We start from the raw sequence: 18,617 nt of genomic DNA, 5'->3' as shown, positions 1-18,617 counted from the left end.
CAGACGGCGCGTCAGCCAGGCCGAGCGAGCGAGCGGAAGCCCCGGGCGAGCGGACGGGCGGATCCAGCTCGACCCATTCGTCGCTGAGCACCTCTCGCGGGCGGTTGTCGGGCGAAGGAGGAGCGGCGCCCTGGGCGGGCGGCGCCTACCAGTCGGTCGGCATGTAATCTTTGAAGAACTGGCCGGACGCGTGCTGGCCGCTGAGCAGCCCGAAGAAGATGGGGTCGCAGATGCGGGCGGCGCCGTCGACGATATCGAGCGGCGGGTGAAAGCCGTGCTCCTCGAGCTTGCGGGCGGCGAGCGCCGCGGGGTCCTCGTCGGTGACCCACCCGGTATCAACGCTGTTCATGAAGATGCCGTCCTTCGCATAATCGGGCGCGGACGTGCGCGTCATCATGTTGAGCGCGGCTTTCGCCATGTTGGTGTGAGGGTGCCTGTCCGTCTTGTAACGGCGGTAGAACTGCCCCTCCATCGCCGAGACGTTGACGATGTGCCTGTCGAACGTGGGCCGTCGCATCATGAGCGGCTTCAGCCGGGAGTTCAGGACGAAGGGGGCGACCGCGTTGACCAGCTGCACCTCGAGCATCTCGACGGTCGGGACCTCGGCGAGGGTGAGCCGCCAGCTGTTCAGCGTCCGGAGATCGACCTGCTGGAGATCGGCGTCGTAGCGCCCCTTGGGGAAGAGCAGCTCGCCGAGGCGCTCATCACCCGGAGCCGGGATCTGGGAGAGCAAGGCGGGCTCGCGCAGGCCCGCGGTGGGGTCGGCGCCGGCGACGAGGGGGAGTGTGCCGCACGCGCGGAGCGCGTCGTACTCGCGGAGCGGGGGCTGAGCCCCCTGCGGGAGGGCGTGGACTGGCGCGGTCTCACCCTCGATGAGGTGGCCGTAGAAGCCCGGCGGTCGCCGCACGGTCTGACAGGCGTTGTTGATGATGAAATCGAGCCGGTCGAGCGTGTGGAGGAGGTGGCGCGTGAAGAGCTCGACGCTCGGCGTGTGGCGGAGATCGAGGCCGTAGATCGCGAGCCGTGATCCCCAGGCGTCGAAGTCGCGCTCTGCCGAGAAGCGGCGAGCGGCGTCGTGCGGGAAGCGGGTCGTGACGATCACCCGCGCGCCGGCGCGGAGGAGCATGATCGCCGCCTGATAACCGATCTTGACGCGGGCGCCCGTCACGAGCGCGACGCGGCCGTCGAGCGGAGCGGTCTGGCTGCGTTTGCTGTAATTGAAGTCGCCGCACGCCGCGCACATCGCGTCGTAGAAGAAGTGGACTTTGCGGAACTCGGCCTTGCAGACGTAGCACTTGCGCGGCCGCGCGAGCTCCGGCGCGCCGGGCTCGGGCGGCGGCGCGGGCTCCTCGGTGGGCTCGGGCTGCGACGCGGGCTCCTCGGCGGGGTCGGTCCACGACAGCGGGGGCGCGACCGGGGCGAGCGCGTCCGGCGTGCGGAACACCGGCTCTCGGCGGGCGACGCGGATGCCGACCGCATCGAGCAGGGCGGCGTCGGCGGACTTCTGCGCGTGCCGGTCTCGCTTGCGGAACGCCCTGGCGAGCTCTCGCTGCTCGGCGCGCTCGGGGCGCGAGACGCGGCCGGCGGCCAGGAGAAGCCGGCGGCGGTCCTCCGAGCTGATGGAGGCGAGCTGCGCACGATCGAGGGCCAAGGCCTCCAGCACCTTGAGGCAAGCGTCGAGATCGGCGGCAGTGAACGGCCGGCCTGCGCCGGCGGCTTCGCGGTCGGGACTCATCGAAGCGTGCGTGCATAGCACGCGGGAGACCGCGCGCGAACCGCAGCGGCGCTTCGGGCCCTGCCGGCGCCACCCCTGGCCGCGCCGCGCGCTCCACCCCGCGCTCCGCCCCCGCGGACGAGTCGCGCGAGCCACGTCCTGTTCGCCAGCTAAGGATTGTACACTACGTCCGCGCGTCGTCCTGGGCCCTCGGAAACTCCAGCAGAGGATCTTATGCTCGAGTCGCCAAGCAATCTGTTCGCGACGGAATTCATGCCTCATGGCCATTGCTACTTCTGGCAGCCGGGCATGGTCTGGCTGCAGGTCATTACCAACCTGGCGATCGGCTTCGCCTATCTCTCGATCTCCCTGACCCTCGCCCATCTGGTCCGGCGCATCCGGGACATCCCCTTCCAGCGGGTGTACCTCGCGTTCGGCACCTTCATCGTTGCCTGTGGATTCACGCACTTCATGGATGTGTGGGTCATCTGGCAGCCATTGTACTGGCTGGACGGGGCCCTCCGGGCCATCACGGCGATCGCCTCCGTCGGCACCGCGATCCTGCTCTTTCCGCTGCTCCCCAAGGTGGTCGCGATGGCGGGCGCGGCGCGCGTCGCGCGCCAGCACGATCTCCGGAGGGATGAGCTGAACCGCCAGCTCTCGGCGCTCTACGAGAACACGCGGGAGACGCTCGCCGAGGCCATCCCCCAGCTGGTATGGACCGCGACGCCGGACGGAGAGCTCGACTACTTCAACCGGCGCTTCACGGAGTACCTCGGCGAGCGGCCGCCCAGCGGCGCAGCCTGGACGGCCGCCATCCACCCCGAGGACGTCGATCGGGTCGAGGCGCGCTGGAAAGAGAGCTTCGTCAGCGGAGACGCCTACGAGATCGAGTACCGCATACGGCGCAGCGACGGGGTCTACCGCTGGTTCCTCGTGCGCGGGTTGCCCCTGCACGACACGACCAGGCGGATCGTGAAGTGGTTCGGCACCTGCACCGATATCCAGGAGCAGAAGATCGCGGCCGAGGAGCGCGAGGCGATGCTCCAGCAGGCGCGAGAGGCCGTGAGGGCACGAGAGATCTTCCTCGCCGTCGCGGCCCATGAGCTCAAGACGCCGATCACGCCGCTACGCGCCGAGGTGGAGAGCGTGCTGCGCGCGGCGCGCGCCGCGCGAGCAGAGCGCCTCACGCCCGAGCGCCTGGTCATCAAGCTATCGGTCGTGGAGCGGCAGATCGATCGCCTGGAGCGGCTCGTCTCCGACCTTCTCGACGTCTCGCGCATCGCCGCTGGACGGATCGAGCTTCAGATACAGGAGGTCGACCTCGCGGAGGTCGTGTGCGACGTGGTCGAGCAGCACAAATACGACCTCGCCAGGAACTCGATGTCGCTCCAGCTCGCCGCCGACGCCACGGGCGGCTGGGATCGCAGGCGGCTCGACCAGGTGGTGAACAACCTCCTCACCAACGCGCTCAAGTACGGCCGCGGGCGTCCGATCACGATCACCGTGTGGTCAAACGATGTGCGCGCCTGGCTCACGGTCACGGACCAGGGCATCGGCATCGCGCCCCACCAGCAGGCCATCATCTTCAACCAGTTCGAGCGCGCGGTCTCGGAGCGGCACTACGGCGGGCTTGGCCTCGGACTATGGATCGTGCGGCAGGTCGTCGGGGCCATGGGTGGGACGGTGTCCGTCGCGAGTGAACCTGACGTCGGCTCGACCTTTACTGTGGAGTTGCCTCGACAACGTGGGAACCTCGATGACACCGAGATAAAATCTCCTTAAACTGGCATGATGAAGCACATCCTGCTGGTGGAGGACAACGAGGATATTCAGACCTCGCTCCGCGATGCGCTCGAGGAAGACGGTGCTTACAGCGTCATGACGGCCGGAAACGGAGCGGAGGCGCTCGCGCTGCTCGAGCGCGGCGAGCGGCCGAATATGATGCTCGTCGACCTGTTGATGCCCGTCATGGACGGTGTGGAGTTGATCGACCGGATGCGGCGCGACGCGCGGTTCGCAGGCATCCCGGTCGTTGTCCTGTCGGCCGCATCGATCACGTCCCCGCCGCCCGGAACACCGTTGCTCAGGAAGCCGATCCGCTACGAGGCGCTCCTTGGAGCGGTCCAGAAGGCGTGCGGGTGCTGAGCGCGGTGCGCTCGCGGCACAGAGAGCGCTACTTGCCGGCGGGCTCGTAGGGGCAGGAAGCGCCGCCTTCGCCGGTCTCGGCGATGGCGCCCGTCGAAGGATCGATGGTGAGTGTGGTCGGGAAAGGGTGAGCGCCCGGTCCCTGCGACCCTTCGGAGACCGAGAGCAGGAGCGTCCTGTCGGCGCGCTTGAACGCCCCCTTGCGATGGACGATGCCCGACCAGACGCACACCACATTCGGCGGGCAGGGAGAGACGCGATCCTCGGCGACGAAGCTGCCGTCTTTCGCGAGGGAGAGCCGGCGCTCGTACTTGCGCGGGGCGCACGCGGCGGAGCTCCACGTGCCGAACAGCGCTTCCTCGCCGGACGTGGTCCGCGCTGTCGTGGCCGGCGCTTGGGTCGTCGGGGCGACCGTGGCCGAAGCTTGCGGCGCGGGTGTGCCCGGCGCCGCGGTGGACAACGGCTCCGCGGGTGATGACGGCTCGGGCGCCGGCTCGCGCGGACCGTTGACGGTGCACGCAGCGAGCGGCGCCAGCAGCGCCGCGAGAGGGAGAATGAAGGTTCGCATCACACCCGCTCATCCCATGGCGGCTCAACGCGCGCAACGCGTGCGCCGCCAGAGGCCGCGGCGATGCGCCCGCCCCGCGGGCGACGACACGACGGGGAGCGCCTCGCGGAAGGCCGCGATCGATGTGCGCTACCCCAGCAGCGCGAGCAGATCCTCCCGCGTCAGCGAGGCCGCCCTGTCCGCCTCGCCCAGCGCGGCGCCCGCGATCGCGCGCTTCCGCTCCTGCAGCGCGAGGATCCCCTCCTCCACCGTGTCCTTCGCGACGAGCCGGTGGACCATCACCGGCCGGTGCTGTCCGATGCGGTGGGCCCGATCGGCCGCCTGATCTTCGACCGCCGGGTTCCACCAGGGATCGAGCAGGAAGACGTGATCCGCCGCGGTCAGGTTCAGGCCGGTGCCGCCCGCCTTGAGCGAGATGAGCATCACCGGCGGGCCACCCGGCGACTGGAACTCGTTGACCACCCCGGCGCGGTCGCGCGTCCCGCCGTCGAGGCGGCTCCACGGGATCCCCGCCGCGCCGAGGTGCGGCTCGACGAGGTCGAGCAGCGAGGTCCACTGCGAGAACACGAGCGCCTTGTGGCCGTCCGCGACGCACTCCTCGAGCGCCTCGATCAGCCGCGTCACCTTGGAGGAGGGCGCGGTCCGCGCCGCCGGCGCCGCGCCGCCGGCGCTTGATCCCGGGATCAGCGCCGGATGGCAGGCCGCCTGGCGCAGGCGGAGCAGCGCCTCCAGCGCCGCCATGACGCTCGCCCCCTCCGCGAGCTTCTCCACCACGTCCTTGCGGGTGGCCGCGCGCACCGCGTCGTAGAGCTCGCGCTCGGCCTCCTCGAGCTCGCAGTAGAGCACCATCTCCGACCGCGGCGGCAGCTCCGGCGCCACCTCGCCCTTCAGCCGCCGCAGCACGAAGGGGCGGATCTTCTGCCGCAGCTCGGCCGCGGCGCCCTGCACGCCCTCGGCGATCGGCCGGCCGTAGCGCTCCTGGAAGGCGCTCCGCCCGCCGAGCAGGCCGCGGTTCGCGAAGTGGAGCAGGCTCCAGAGCTCCTCGAGCCGGTTCTCGACCGGCGTGCCGCTCAGCGCCACGCGCAGCTCGGCGCGGAGCGCGAACGCCGCCCGCGCCGCCTGGCTGTCGGGGTTCTTGATCGCCTGCGCCTCGTCGAGCACCACCGCCTCCCAGGCCTGCGCCGCGAGCAGCTCGGCGTCGTTGCGGAGCACTGCGTACGTCGTCAGCGTGATGTCGGCCGCAGGATCGAGCGCGCGCCGCGTGCCGTGGTAGACCGCGAACCGGAGGCCCGGGCGGAAGCGCCGGATCTCGTCGGCCCAGTTGTGGACGACGCTGCGCGGGCACACGACGAGCGTCCGCCCGCGCAGCGCGCAGAGCGTCTGCAGCGTCTTGCCGAGCCCCATGTCGTCGGCGAGCACCGCGCCTAGGCCGGCGTCGCGCAGGAACGACAGCCAGTCGACGCCGCGCCGCTGGTAGGGGCGCAGCGTCGCGGTCAGGTCGGCGGGCAGCGGCGCCTCCGGGAGCGACGCGAAGCCGTCGAGCAGCGGCATGAGCTTGTCGAAGCCCGACGGGCGCGGGTACTCGATCTCGTCGCACAGCGCGGCCAGCGCCGGGAGCGCCGCGGGCGGCACCTCCTTGTCGTCGCGCCGCGCCGCGAGCAGATCGGCGACGCGCGCGCCGTATTTCTCGAGCCACGCCGAGGGCAGCGGCGCCCACCCGCCGCCGAGGAGCGGCACGAGCGGCAGGCCGTCCTGCCACGCCCGGATCACGGCCGTCGCGTCCGCGCGCTTCGGGGGCGCGCCGGCGCCGTCGCCTTCGTCGCCCGCGCCGTCGTCGCGCCCCGCCGAGAGCTCGAACTCGACGTCGAAGGCCCGGTCCTGGATGACGAAGCGCGGCACGAGCGCGGCCTTGCCAAAGATCTCGCCGCGCGCGTCGGCGAACGCGCGGGCGTCCCACGACTCGAGGCGCGAGGCGAAGCGGATCGCCTCGACGCCGTCGAAGTCGACACGGCGGCCCGGGATGAGGTGGAGCTCGTCGCGCAGCCGGATGAGCAACACGCGCTCCGCAGGCTCGTCGCGGACGGGCACGGCGCCGGACAGGTGCACGAGCCGGCCGTTCTCGATGCGCGCCTCCGGCGGGTCGCCGTACACGAGGCTGGGCACGACGGAGAGCGTGTGCTCCTTCTGGCTGAGCTCCAGGAGGATCCGCGGCCGGGACGCGCCCCCCGCGCGGGGCAAGCGCTGGCTCTGGACCGTAACCGGGACGCGCTTGGTCAGCTCCGGCAGGACGTCGGTCACCAGCTTGCCGAGGTCCCCCCGCGAGAACACCCGCCGGAGCGGCAGCCGATCGAGCTTCGGCCCCGTGAGGTCCATCTCCCGGAGCAGGTGCAGCGTGCCGCCGCACCGCACGACGCCCGACGCGATCACCTCGTCGATGCGCGGGTCCCGCTCCACGACAAGCGCCGCGCCGTCGTCGTGATCGCGCACCGTCGCGCGAGGGCCGATCGCCTCGCTGGAGACGCGCACGGGCGCGCCATCGAGCTCCACGTCCGCGACGCCTGCCAGCGCCGCGAAGAGCTCGGGCTGACGATCCGAGGGGAAGTAGCCGTGCTGCTTCGTGCCCACGAGGCGGTCGATCGCCAGGTCCTCGTGCGTCGGGTAGAGCTCGGGCAGCCTCGGCCCCGGCCGCTCCGGGCTCGCTGGAGCCCTCACGGCGCGGCCAGCGAGGCTGGCGAGCGAGACCCGGAGCGGCTCCTCGGCGCCGCTGGCGTGCACGACCATCCGCTCGAGCGCGAGCACGAGCCCCTTGCGCCGGAGCCGGTACCGCAGCCGCGCCGGCGGCGCAGCCGCGGCGATCGCGCCGCCTTGCGCGGCCGGCTGCCCCTGCGCCCGCGGCTGGCCCTGCGCCGCTGGCTGCCCCTGCGCCGCCGGCCGGCCCTGCGCCGCCGGCGGGTCCTGCGCCGCCAGCTGGCCTTGCGCCGCCGGCTGGCCCTGCGCGACCGGTTGCGAGAGCGACAGCGTCGCCGCGACAGCGTGCGCGCAGGGATCGATTTTTCCACCGCAGTCGCACGTCCACTCGGCGTCCGCTGGGTAGAGGGTGACGGTTGGTGCAACGGGCTGCCCGGCCGCCTTGATGCGGACCACGATGGCATCGCCGCGATCCTCCCGTCCGAAGGCAGCGCCCTCACGGGCGAGCTTGACGCCCTGGGACCAGAGGCCCGGAAGACAGGCTTTCCTGATGGCTTCGAGAAGACCCTGCACTGAGACTCCAGACACCGACGGCTGGCCGCCGTAGCTCGCGCGCTCTCCGAGGACCAGCGCCACTTCTTGGGATGTTCACAGAAAGACGAACATGACGGAAAGAGGTTCAGGCGTCTTTTTCCGCTGTCTCGCCTTCCAGATTCCGGGAGCTTGCCCGGCACGAGCGGGGCGCTGCTGTAGCAGGTATCCGCGCGGCATCACGCCGCGAGCTCTACCGACGCGTCAGGTGCTCGCGGTAGCGCGTCGTGAGCTCCATCCAGCGCAACGTGAGGATCGGCTCGCGCTCGAGCCGATCCTGCCAGCTGCGATCGACGGCCTTCCACAGGTCGCGGTCGGCGATGCCGTGGCGCAGGAGCGCCTGGTCGAACGACGAGGCCGCTCCGATCGACGACTCGGCGCAGAGGACCGCGTACTGCTGAAGGCTGAGCGAGGGCAGCGCGCTCCGCGCGCCCGGAAGGTCGCTCCGCGAAGCGGGCGCAGGGGCGGCGACGCTCGGCGGCGCCGGCGCAGACGCGGCCGGCCCGGCACCGCTCGCGTCGAGCTCGCCGGGCGGCCGCCGGAGGGTGACCCCCGACCGCGCGTTGCCGCCATCGAGCTCCAGCAGCTCGGCCTCGGGCGGGAGCTTGATCGAGGGCAGCGGCATGGCCCGCGGCACCTCGACGGTCTCGTCGGCCTCGCCCTCCGAGGGGAGGCGTTTTCCGCTCGCCATCGGGACGATCACAGACTGCGGCGGCGAGGCCGCGCGCCGCGGCGGCGCGGAGGAGGCGCTCTCCCGGCCGCCTCGCCGTGAGCCGGCGCGCTCGCCGTCGGGCGCCGCGAACGACAGCACTGGACCGGCGTCGGTGATCTCCATCTGCAGGATGATCTCACCGGTCCTTCCGCGGACGACGAGCCGATCGCCCGCCGACGTCACCTCCATCTCGTAGCGCCGCCCGGAGGAGAGCGAGATGGTCGCCGAGGGGACCGGCGCGCTGCTCGCCGCCCCCCGCGAGCCCATCTCTTCCTGAGGACGGAGCCCGGCCTGATGCAGCCCGCGCTCGGTATCGGGTGGATCCCCACTCATCAGGATCTGAGCCTAACGCAGCAAGCGTACGCCCCGCGAGCGCTTTCGACGCGCTCGACGCTCTCGACGCTCTCGACGCTCTCGACGCGTGATTCAAGCGTCGGAGCCCAGTCCCAGTACGCCGCCTGGGGACACGCGGCTCGCCTTCGCCTTTCTGCGATCGGGCGCGGGCGCATCCGAGGCCAACCGACCCCCTCGGACTGTGCGCTCGGTCGCCCTGGCTCGCGCCTGAGCGCCGCGGCCTGCGCTCGGTCGCGCACGGTTGCGCAGGAGCGCGCTCGGTCACGCAGGAGTTGGGTCGAGGGTGCACCCCGACACAGAGCGATTACGTGGCCCAGCGTGTCTTCATTTCACGAGGTGCGTCGCTGCGCTCAAGCCCGGGCTGCGCTGACAAAAATCGCCGAGGTCGGCGTTCTCTTGGAATTCGCCGGCGCTGATCGCAATGCGTCCAGATGGGTCATTCCTCGTGTGTCCCGGCCCATCTTCGCTTGAAACGGTCGCCTCTGTAGTAAAGCGGGCTGCAAGCTCTTCCCGACAGGAGGTCTATGAAGACTACCTTTCTCGCGCTTGCGCTGCTGTTCACCGCGTGCCTCCCAGGCTGCTCGTTCTACACCAGAGAGACCATCGAAACATGCGACACCGAGTGTGAGAACGTGCCCGACCAGGAGACGTGTCTGACGGAATGCAGGACGTGCGTGGATCAATGCCAAGGCGAGCCCTTCGGGCCCGACCGCTGGGATTGCATAGCGGAATGCCGGACGTGCGCGAAAGTGTGTAGAAACCAGCCCGACCGCAACGCGTGCATCTCGGCATGCGGGACGTGCAGCGGCGATCAGTGTGTCCAGCCGGCTCCGGAGGGCTTCTACGGCCCGGCGCTGCTCTGGGTCGGCAGGACGGTGGACGAGCCGCAGTGCCCCGGCAGCGCCCCGACCACGGTGTACAGGGGGTACGAGACCGCTGACTTCCCCTTCGCGTGCAGCCCATGTCGGTGCGGCGAGCCAGCCTGCGCCTTGCCCGACGATCTCAGGACGGCCGCCTCGCTGAAGTGCGGTGGCCCGGCGGTCTCGGTGCATGAGCCCCGGGACATCCTGAACGGCACCTGCGTGGTGCCCAGCGACGCCGTGGTGAACGATCACCAATCGCTCGTCCTCGGCGCGACCCGAGTGACGCCTTGCGAAGCCAGCATCGAGCCCCCCCCGGTGCCACAGTTCACCTTGCGGTGGTCTCGCTCCGGCGTGGCGTGCGGAGGCCTCGTCCAGGAACGCACGTGCGCCTCTCCGTCGAAGACGTGCGTGTCGCCCGAGCAGGAACACGGCTTCGCTCAGTGCATCATGTACCTCGGCAAGGGCGAGGTGACCTGCCCGGAAGATTACCCCGAGGACGTCGTCCTCTACGACGGCATGAGGGATGAGCGCCACTGCACGCGGTGTGAGTGCGGTCCTCCGACAGGCAGCGAGTGCTCCCTGATGCTCCTTTCCTTCCGGGACGGCGTGTGCAGCGAGCTGATCACCGCTGGCACCGCGTCGAGCCATGCCCCGGGCTGCGTCGCCGCCACGCCCGGAGAAACGCCCAAGAGCATGATGGCTGTCTGGCAGGTCAACCAGCCCGGAAGCTGCGAGCCGAGCGGCGGAGAGCTGCGAGGCGAGATCGTCCTCACCGGTCCGAGCACGTTTTGCTGCCAAACACGTCCAGGCGAGAACGGGTGACGGTCATGCGCCGCGAAGGGCGGCGCAGCGCCGCCCGAGCCGCACGACTCGGGCTTCTCCTGAACCACAGTCGGGCTTGACCAGAACCTGCGATGTCGGGCAAAGGCGTCAAAACCATGGATCCGTGGGCATGACGGAAAAATCTCTCGATAGGGAGAAATTGACGAGCCAAAACGCAATGCGACCCGCGCGCTCGAGAGCGCACACAAAAGCCTTTACGTGCGCTCCAAAGTCAGTATCTACAGGATCACGACGTGGGAGCGGCGACGTCGAGCCGCCTCCGTCACGCGGCAGAGGTGCACTGTCCTACGGGCGCCGGAGACGTTGAAGAGGGGGGCCACATGGCGGGGTGTTGCGGCCGGACGGGAGACAGCGGCGTGCATCGGGTCGAGGTGCCCACTCCGCTCCGTACCGCACCGATCCCGCCCTAGCCGGGACGCCGATGCGACGCGCCGGTTGTGCCGCCGTGCTCGTTGTCTTGGTGGCGACGACCCCGGTGCACGCGGATACGCCTCGGTCTGAATCGGGACGGGAGACTCAGGAGGACGACCACATGTTCCGCGGCGAGATCTCCGCGTCACCGCTGCTCGCGGTGGGCCTCCTGCCCGCGCTCGGCGGAGGGGCCTCTTTCGCCACGGCGTTCCGCTGGCCCAGCCTGTCGATCGGGGTCGAGGCGCGGATGTTCACCTCCCTGGCGGACACCTTCGCGGACGGCGTCCTGGTCCATGCGAGCCTGGCAATGCCGACGCTCGACATCTGCGGTCATCGCGGGGTCCTGTCGATGTGCGCCGTCTTCGACGCCGGCGAGCTGCGGATCACGAGCGACCCCGGCGTCAGCATTCAAGCGCGCCAGCCGTGGGTCAGCTCGCTCGGCCTGCGGGTCGCGGGCGACTGGCGCTTCTCCGAGCAGCTGCTCCTGCGCGGGTTCGCCGAGCTGCACACGAACCACAGCCGTCCGTCCCTCTGGGTGAACAACAGAGAGGTATGGCGGGTCCCTCCGCTCTCCGGCGTGGTCGGCGTGGGGCTCGTGCTCCCCGTGGATGCGTTCTAAGCGAGCCACCTGGGCCGCTCCCTGGACGGGAATGCGGCCGATGACACCTGGCCTGAACAAGCGGTCACCACGCCGCGATGAGCACCATGTCAGCAGCATCAGCAAGAGACACCGGGGCTGACGCGGCAGCGCAGGATCGACCGAGGGTCCGAGCGCCGTGGTGGCTCGTCGCTGCGGCCGCGGCCCTGCTGTGGCCCTGGCGCGCCGGCGCCACGCCGCCCCGCGCCGCCGTGCAGCTCGAGTACCGGCGCGCGCCAGGGGCCGAGCGCTGCCCTGGCGAGGGGCTCCTGCGCGACGAGATGGCCAGGCAGCTCGGCTATGACCCGGTGGAGCCCGAGGCGGCCGCGCAGGCCAAAGCCCTTGTCTTCCGCGGACCAGGGAGGGAGATACACGCCACCATGGATCTCTACGACGCGGATGGCTCCATCGCATGGTCACGGCACCTGGTCGTCTATCACGACGACTGCAAAGAGCTTGTCATGAACATGGCGCTCTCGCTCCGGGTCGCGCTGGATCCGAGCCTCCACGTGCCGCCCGCCCCGCCCCCACCGCCGCCCTCCCCTGCCCCGCCCCCACCTGACGCCGCTGCCGCCGCGCCCGCGCGGCGCGGGTGGCCCGACGTCAGGGTCGGCCTTGCGGGGTCCGCGGTGTTCGGAACCCTGCAGGAGACGACCGCCGGGACGGCGCTCCATGTCGCGCTCCGCTATCCATCCTTCTCCCTCGGCATAGAAGGCCACGTTCAATTGCCGGTCACGATTCAGCTCGATGAGGCGATGAGCATCTCGACCTGGCTCGCGGCGGCGAACGTGATGCCGTGTTCGCAGCGCCGCCACCTCTTCGCTTGTGCCGTCGCGTCGGTCGGGGTCGTGACCACCTCCAGCACCGACGCCAGGATCATCGACACCTCGTCGCTCTGGCTCGCCACAGGGCCGCGCGCCGGCATCGAGATGCCGATCTCCGATCGGCTCGCCCTCCAGTTCTATGGCGACATCGTGCTCCGCCTCTCGGAGTTCCGCGTCGAGAGCCAGGAACGTGTGCTCTGGAACCCGCCTGCTTACGGTGGGCTCGTGGGCCTCCGTCTGGACGTCAATCTCGATCCGCGGAGCGAGGCGCCCGCGCGGCGCGCTGCCCTCCCTCGGGGTGCCGAGGCAGCGCATTGACCAGCTTCGCGACGACGCCGTCGCCACGCTCGAGGGGGGAACAGAGATGGGGTCACAGTCACGCAAAAACACATCCGCAGAGCCTTCCCACGCCCGCATGGCGGAGATCGCCGACGAGCACTTCTCGTTCATCGCCCGCTACCTCGCTCGCCTCGGGGTTCGCGCGCAGGACATCGAGGACGTCGCCCAGGAGGTCCTCGCCGGCGCCTACCGTGCGCTGCCGCGGTTCGATCCCAGCCGGGGCACCGTGCGGTCGTGGCTCATGGGCATCGCGACCCACCAGGCGTCGAATCATTTCCGACGGGCCCACCGCCGCCATGAGCGCCTCCGGCCGTTCGACGATCTCGCGGCGCTGCCTGACGTCACCCCCGACTCCGAGCAGCACGCCATCGCGAGGGACCGGCGCTGCGTGCTCGACAAGCTGCTCCAGGAGATGCCCATGGAGCGCCGCTGCGTGTTCGTCGCCCATGAGCTCGAGGAGATCGAGATGGCCGAGATCGCCCAGCAGCTGTCGATCCCCCTGAGCACCGCGTGGAGCCGGCACCGGCTCGCCTGGGTCGACATCGAGGCGGCGATGCGTCGCTGGCAGGCGCGGCAGCGCGGCCGCGGGCTCGCGCTCATCCCCTTCAGCGCCGGCGCGCTCGTCCAGGAGGCGCGCACGGAAGGCGAGGGCGCGCCAACGCTGCTCGCGAGGCTGTACCGCCGCATCCGCGGGGTGTTCTCTCCGTGGCCGTGGAAGCTCCCGATCGAGGGCAGCGCGCCAACGCGGGCAGGCTCGCTCCACATCGCAGCGAGCATCGCAGTCCCGCTGGCGAGCGCCGCGGCCGTCATCGCGCTCACGCTGGGCGCGCTGCGCGCCGCCTCGACCCCTGCCGCCGCCGGAATGCGGGCCGCGACCGGTCTCCCCATGGCGGTCATCCGGACGCCGCCGCCCCCGGCCACGCTGCCAGCGCCGTCCCCGGCCGCGCTGCCAGCGCCGTCCCCGGCCACGTTACCGCTGCCATCCCCGGCCGCATTGCCGCCGCCGCCCCCGGCCGCATTGCCGCCGCCGCCCGGCGCAGCTGCAGCGGCGGACGCTCCCCAGGGCGGCCGGATCGCGGGCGCCGGGAACCCGCGAGCGACCAGCGCGGCGCTGCTCGCGCGGAAGGCCGCGCCCCGTCCGGCGGGCGGAGCAACCTTGCCCCCCGCGGGACCGTCTGGGGCGTCGAACGATCAGGAGATCGCCGCCGAGCGCACCCTCCTCGACGGCGCAATCACGGCGTTGTCGCGCGGTCGCTATGCGGAGGCGAAGCGCCGCCTGATCGAGCACCGAATGAGGTTCCCAGCTGGCCGCCTCACCGCCGAGAGGAACGCGGCGCTCCGCGCGCTCCGCGCGAGGACCGCAGCCGCCGCCCCCCCCCCGCTGCTCTAGAGCGACGGTCACCCGCTTCGGATACGGGCCCACCTCGACGTTTTCGGTGCTCAGCGCACCTGAGTGCGCTTGCGCGCCGAAAACGCCGATCTGGGCCCGTCTCCTGTGCGGGAGACCGCCGCTCTGCTCGGCATGGTGCAGAGGTGGGCGGAAACCGCTGTGGAGCACTGCTCGGATGGCAAGGCGCTGAACCGCCGAGGACGCCAAGAGACTGGAGCCCTGGCTCCTCTCGACCTCTCGCCCCCTCTTCTATCTGAGCCGCCGTAGCACCCGCAGCCGAGATCCGGTCGAGAGCGATTCCCCTGTTCAGCTCTCCGCGTCTGCAGTGCTGCTCTCCTGCACAGGATACAGGCATCAGCCCAGCCATCGCCGACAGCTGCTCTCCTGCACAGCAGACGCTCCATCCCACCCCCCGCCGACAGCTGCTCTCCCTCACAGAAGACGCTCATCCCACCCCCCGCCGACAGCTGCTCTCCCTCACAGAAGACGCTCATCCCACCCCCCGCCGACAGCTGCTCTCCCTCACAGAAGACGCTCATCCCACCCCCCGCCGACTACTGCTCTCCTGCACAGGAGACGCTCCATCCCAACCGCCGCCGAGCGCTGCTCTCCCGCACAGGAGACGGGCCCAGATCGACGTTTTCGGCGCGCAGGCGTGCTCCAGCACGCCGAGCACCGAAAACGCCGAGGTGGGCCCGTATCCGAAGCGGGAGAGCAGCGCTCCCGTCCGCGGCGCTTGGGGGTGGGGTGCGGGGGATCGCGCGCGCACAGAAGATCATTTTTCAGAGCCGATGGCTTTTTTTTGAGATGGGAGATCAGCTCCTCCTAATTAAGCGAGCATGGGACAACCGCATCGCACTCTCGCACCGTCGATGCCGCTGGATAGACAGCGGGCCTTCGTCCGGCTCTTTCGGGGGAAGACCTACGACTCCGTATGGAACTGGCTTAGGCGGCTCGGGGTCCCACGCCGCGATCGGCGAGACATTCTTCAGGATGTGTTCCTCGCCGGATACCAGAGCTTCCCTTCCTACGACCCGCTCCGCGCGCGACCGGAGCGGTGGCTCAACAGGATCACGGTCCACGTGGCCGCCCACTACCGCGACCGCGCGCACCACCGGCGCGAGGAGCTGTCCTCCGGCCACGCCCCGCGCCGCGTCGCCGACGAGCGCCCGAACGCCGAGGAGCAGATCGACGCAGAGCAGACGCGCTCCCTCATCCTCTCGCGGCTCAGGTCGCTGCAGACCGACGAGCAGCAGATCCTCATCCAGCACGACATCGAAGGCGTGCCGATGGCGACTGTCGCCGAACAACACGGGATCCCGCTGTCGACGGCGTACAAATGGCGCACGCGCGCGCTCGCGTCCCTGCGTGCGCTGCTCGAGGAGCCCCGCGCAGAGCGCAGGCAGCAACGACCGCAGCGACCGACGGCGAGCGACGTCGCCGAGGCGGCGGCGCGCTCGGCGAAGGCCACACGATCGACGAAGACCCCACGCCGGACGGCGCTGGCAGAGCGGCCCGTCCGCTCGACCACTGCGGGCACGAAGCGACCGGCGGCGCCCTGCAACACGCAGCCGAAGGGCGCCCCGTTCCTGCGGCGGCCGGGCGGGGAGCGGGCGCACTCGCCAGCACGCATAGCAGGATGACCGGCGGAGGCCGCCAGCGCGGTCGGGCCAGCGCCCGCGCGAACGCCAGCGTCACCCTGGATCCGACGGCCCCCGATGACCCGATAGCCCGCCCGCACCCGCGAGACAGATCTTCAGGCCGATCGCAAGCCGTACGGGAGTACGGGACGCCGTACAACGACCAGAAAGTGCCTCCGGGCCACGCGCGGGTAGTCGGGGCGTATGTCGTCGCGCTATGCTGGAGCCTCAACGATGTACTACTCGACCGACGACCTTCGTATTGCAGGGCTCAGGCCCTTGATCCCCCCGGCGATCCTTATCGAAGAGATCCCCGTCAGCCCCGCGGCCTCCGAGACCGTGGCCTTCACGCGCAAGGCCGCCGAGCGCGTGATCTCGGGCGACGACGACCGGATCATCGTGGTGGTGGGCCCCTGCTCCATCCACGACCCCAAGGCCGCCCTGGAGTACGCCGCGCAGCTCCGGGAGGCGCGCGACCGGCTGAGCGACGATCTGCTCGTGATCATGCGCGTGTACTTCGAGAAGCCGCGCACCACGGTCGGCTGGAAGGGGCTGATCAACGATCCCGACCTCGACGGGAGCTTCTCGATCAACAAGGGGCTCCGCGTCGCCCGCGGGCTGCTCCGCGACATCGCCGAGCTCGGGCTCGCGAGCGCGACCGAGTTCCTGGACACGATCTCGCCGCAGTTCATCGCTGATTTCATCTCCTGGGGCGCGATCGGCGCGCGCACGACCGAGAGCCAGATCCACCGCGAGCTGGCCTCCGGGCTCTCGTGCCCCGTGGGCTTCAAGAACAGCACCGAGGGCGACGTCCAGATCGCGGTCGACGCCGTGCGGGCCGCGCGCGAGGCGCACCATTTCCTTTCCGTGACGAAGCAGGGGATCTCGGCGATCGTGGCGACGCGCGGCAACGCGTCGTGCCACGTGATCCTGCGCGGCTCGCAGCGCGGGCCCAACTACGCGGCCGAGCACGTCCGCGAGGCGGCCGACCGCCTGACCAAGGCGGGCCTGCCGCGCCGGCTGATGGTCGACTGCAGCCACGGGAACAGCCAGAAGGATCCGGCGCGCCAGAGGATCGTGGCCGAGAGCCTGGCCGACCAGCTGCGCTCCGGCTCGCGGGACATCCTCGGCGTGATGATCGAGAGCCACCTCGTGGGAGGCCGGCAGGATCTCACGCCGGGCAAGCTGCCCATCTACGGCCAGAGCATCACCGACGCCTGCCTCGGCTGGAACGACACCGTTCCGGTGCTCGAGCTGCTCGCGCAGGCGGTGCGGGACCGGCGGGCCAGCAAGGCGGCGTGAGCCCTCCGCGCCGCGCCGGCGGCCGTGCGTGACGGCGCGGCGGTCACCGCGCGCGGCGACGCGCCGATCGCCGCGCGTGGCGGATCCCTTCAGAAAATTTCATCATAAACGCAATTCGCGACCCGCGGCACGCTGCAGCCACGGCCGCTAAGGTTTCGTGCACCGCGGGCCCGGTGTCGCTGCCGTGCGGGCGAGCGACACGCTATGCCTGCACCCGGGAAAAGCCGCGGAGGGAGCCGCCATTCTCTCGGAAATCCTCATCATCCTGGCCCTCGTGCTCGTGAACGGCGTCTTCTCGGGCGCCGAGATCGCGGTCGTCACGGTCCGCAAGACGCGGCTCGACCAGCTCGTGCAGTCGGGGAGCCGCCGGGCGCGCGCGGTGAAGCGTCTGCGGGGCAACCCGGAGCGCTTCCTCGCCACCGTGCAGATCGGCATCACCGTCGTCGGCGCGACAGCGAGCGCCTTCGGCGGGTCGACCCTCGCGAAGGACCTCGCGCCGGTGCTCCGCGCGGTGCCGTGGATCGGGGACGCGGCGGACGAGCTCGCGTTCGCCGCGGTGGTCGCGCTCGTCTCCTTCCTGTCGCTCGTCCTCGGCGAGCTCGTCCCGAAGTCGCTCGCGCTCCGCGCCTCCGAGCGGTACGCGATGCTCGTCGGCCCGCCGCTCCGCGGGCTGTCGTCGCTCGCCCGCCCGCTCGTCTGGCTGCTCACCGCCAGCTCCAACCTGGTGCTGAGGCTCTTCGGTGACCGCACGAACTTCGTCGAGGCGCGCCTCTCCCCCGAGGAGATCCAGCAGATCGTCGACGAGGCCGCCGAGGCGGGCTCGGTCGACAAGCGCGCCGGCGAGATCGCGTCCCGCGCCATCGATTTCGCCTGGCTCACCGCGCTCCAGGTGATGCTCCCCCGCGTCCGCGTCGTGGCCCTCCCGCGCGACGCGGACGCCCAGGAGGTCCAGCGCGCCGTGCTGGAGCACGGCCACACGCGGATGCCGGTCTACGTGGGGTCGAACGACAACGTGATCGGCTACGTCACGATGCCCGAGGTGCTCGCGCTCCTGTGGGGCGACGGGCAGTTCTCGCTGGAGAGCATCCTGCGCCCGGCGTACTTCGTGGTCGGGTCGATGCCGGCCGTCGATCTCCTCGCCGAGCTGAAGCGGCGCCGGCTCCAGCTCGCCGTCGTCGTGGACGAGCAGGGCGGCATGATCGGCATCGTGACGATGGAGGACCTCGTCGAGGAGCTCGTCGGCGAGATCTTCGCCGAGAACGAGGCGCACCCGCCTCGCGCAGACACGATCCGGCGCGAGCCGGACGGGTCGGCGCTCGTGCCCGGCGACATGCCGGTCCACGAGGTCAGCCGGCAGCTCGCGATCGCGCTGCCGGACGATGTCCGCTGGTCGACGGTCGCGGGGCTCTGCCTGGGGCTCGCCCGGCGCATCCCCGCGCCAGGCGACGTCGTGACGACCCCGGACGGGGCGGAGCTCCACATCGTCGACGCAAGCTCCCGGCAGATCCGCACGGTGCGGGTCCGCGTCCCGCCCGCGCAGGCGGGCGAACCCGAGGACGAGGAGCGCCGCGGCGAGGGCTGAGCCGGCGCGGC

At 70.9% G+C, this 18,617-nt stretch carries 13 protein-coding genes; 9 read left to right on the top strand and 4 right to left on the bottom strand.

Annotated elements, in window-relative coordinates:
* Positions 1-145 precede the first annotated feature (145 nt).
* Positions 146-1,735, bottom strand: a complete 1,590-nt coding sequence (locus WME79_RS14145; protein ID WP_437535355.1) for an SDR family NAD(P)-dependent oxidoreductase — start codon at positions 1,733-1,735, stop codon at positions 146-148.
* Between the two features lie 252 nt (positions 1,736-1,987).
* Here WME79_RS14145 and WME79_RS14140 point away from each other — a divergent pair, with 252 nt between their 5' ends.
* Both WME79_RS14140 and WME79_RS14135 read left to right on the top strand, forming a co-directional pair.
* Positions 1,988-3,499, top strand: coding sequence for a PAS domain-containing sensor histidine kinase (locus WME79_RS14140; protein ID WP_437535354.1), 1,512 nt, complete (start codon positions 1,988-1,990; stop codon positions 3,497-3,499).
* Between the two features lie 6 nt (positions 3,500-3,505).
* On the top strand, positions 3,506-3,862 hold the full coding sequence (locus tag WME79_RS14135; RefSeq protein WP_437535353.1) for a response regulator: 357 nt from the start codon (positions 3,506-3,508) through the stop codon (positions 3,860-3,862).
* 28 nt (positions 3,863-3,890) lie between these two features.
* Here the strand turns inward: WME79_RS14135 and WME79_RS14130 are convergent, their stop codons facing one another.
* The 3 genes from WME79_RS14130 to WME79_RS14120 all read right to left on the bottom strand — a co-directional run bounded on the left by WME79_RS14130 (position 3,891) and on the right by WME79_RS14120 (position 8,754).
* Positions 3,891-4,430, bottom strand: coding sequence for a hypothetical protein (locus WME79_RS14130; RefSeq protein ID WP_437535352.1), 540 nt, complete (start codon positions 4,428-4,430; stop codon positions 3,891-3,893).
* A gap of 129 nt (positions 4,431-4,559) precedes the next feature.
* A complete protein-coding gene (locus WME79_RS14125; RefSeq protein ID WP_437535351.1) occupies positions 4,560-7,691 on the bottom strand; it encodes an SNF2-related protein in 3,132 nt (1,043 codons plus the stop codon).
* 211 nt (positions 7,692-7,902) lie between these two features.
* Entirely contained in the window at positions 7,903-8,754 is an 852-nt protein-coding gene (locus WME79_RS14120) for a hypothetical protein (RefSeq protein ID WP_437535350.1), read from the bottom strand.
* A gap of 770 nt (positions 8,755-9,524) precedes the next feature.
* On the opposite strand from WME79_RS14120, the gene WME79_RS14115 reads away from it, so the two are divergent.
* The 7 genes from WME79_RS14115 (at position 9,525) to WME79_RS14085 (ending at position 18,606) form a co-directional block, all read left to right on the top strand.
* A complete protein-coding gene (locus WME79_RS14115) occupies positions 9,525-10,460 on the top strand; it encodes a hypothetical protein (protein ID WP_437535349.1) in 936 nt (311 codons plus the stop codon).
* Positions 10,461-11,013: 553 nt separating this feature from the next.
* Positions 11,014-11,511, top strand: a complete 498-nt coding sequence (locus tag WME79_RS14110; RefSeq protein ID WP_437535348.1) for a hypothetical protein — start codon at positions 11,014-11,016, stop codon at positions 11,509-11,511.
* 86 nt (positions 11,512-11,597) lie between these two features.
* The gene (locus tag WME79_RS14105) at positions 11,598-12,671 is read left to right on the top strand and encodes a hypothetical protein (RefSeq protein WP_437535347.1); all 1,074 of its coding nucleotides are present in this window, start codon (positions 11,598-11,600) and stop codon (positions 12,669-12,671) included.
* Between the two features lie 97 nt (positions 12,672-12,768).
* Positions 12,769-14,082, top strand: a complete 1,314-nt coding sequence (locus tag WME79_RS14100) for an RNA polymerase sigma factor (RefSeq protein WP_437535346.1) — start codon at positions 12,769-12,771, stop codon at positions 14,080-14,082.
* Between the two features lie 839 nt (positions 14,083-14,921).
* Complete coding sequence (locus WME79_RS14095; protein WP_437535345.1) at positions 14,922-15,725, top strand: RNA polymerase sigma factor; 804 nt, start codon at positions 14,922-14,924, stop codon at positions 15,723-15,725.
* A gap of 231 nt (positions 15,726-15,956) precedes the next feature.
* Positions 15,957-17,024 carry a 3-deoxy-7-phosphoheptulonate synthase gene (locus WME79_RS14090; protein WP_437535344.1) on the top strand — a complete coding sequence of 356 codons (1,068 nt, stop codon included), beginning with the start codon at positions 15,957-15,959 and terminating at the stop codon, positions 17,022-17,024.
* Between the two features lie 274 nt (positions 17,025-17,298).
* Positions 17,299-18,606, top strand: a complete 1,308-nt coding sequence (locus WME79_RS14085) for a hemolysin family protein (protein WP_437539847.1) — start codon at positions 17,299-17,301, stop codon at positions 18,604-18,606.
* Positions 18,607-18,617: the final 11 nt, after the last annotated feature.

Source organism: Sorangium sp. So ce726 (assembly GCF_051521405.1).
GTDB lineage: Bacteria > Myxococcota_A > Polyangia > Polyangiales > Polyangiaceae > Sorangium.
Note: the sequence above shows the minus strand (reverse complement) of the source record. Positions and strands in the feature narration are given on the sequence as shown.

Excerpts from the sequence above, each read along its gene's own strand:
- WME79_RS14095 (WP_437535345.1), top strand. The coding sequence starts at position 14,922 with ATGGGACAACCGCATCGCACTCTCGCACCGTCGATGCCGCTGGATAGA.
- WME79_RS14145 (WP_437535355.1), bottom strand. The coding sequence starts at position 1,735 with ATGAGTCCCGACCGCGAAGCCGCCGGCGCAGGCCGGCCGTTCACTGCC.
- WME79_RS14130 (WP_437535352.1), bottom strand. The coding sequence starts at position 4,430 with ATGCGAACCTTCATTCTCCCTCTCGCGGCGCTGCTGGCGCCGCTCGCT.
- WME79_RS14090 (WP_437535344.1), top strand. The coding sequence starts at position 15,957 with ATGTACTACTCGACCGACGACCTTCGTATTGCAGGGCTCAGGCCCTTG.
- WME79_RS14110 (WP_437535348.1), top strand. The coding sequence starts at position 11,014 with ATGTTCCGCGGCGAGATCTCCGCGTCACCGCTGCTCGCGGTGGGCCTC.
- WME79_RS14105 (WP_437535347.1), top strand. The coding sequence starts at position 11,598 with ATGTCAGCAGCATCAGCAAGAGACACCGGGGCTGACGCGGCAGCGCAG.
- WME79_RS14120 (WP_437535350.1), bottom strand. The coding sequence starts at position 8,754 with ATGAGTGGGGATCCACCCGATACCGAGCGCGGGCTGCATCAGGCCGGG.
- WME79_RS14100 (WP_437535346.1), top strand. The coding sequence starts at position 12,769 with ATGGCGGAGATCGCCGACGAGCACTTCTCGTTCATCGCCCGCTACCTC.
- WME79_RS14135 (WP_437535353.1), top strand. The coding sequence starts at position 3,506 with ATGATGAAGCACATCCTGCTGGTGGAGGACAACGAGGATATTCAGACC.
- WME79_RS14140 (WP_437535354.1), top strand. The coding sequence starts at position 1,988 with ATGCCTCATGGCCATTGCTACTTCTGGCAGCCGGGCATGGTCTGGCTG.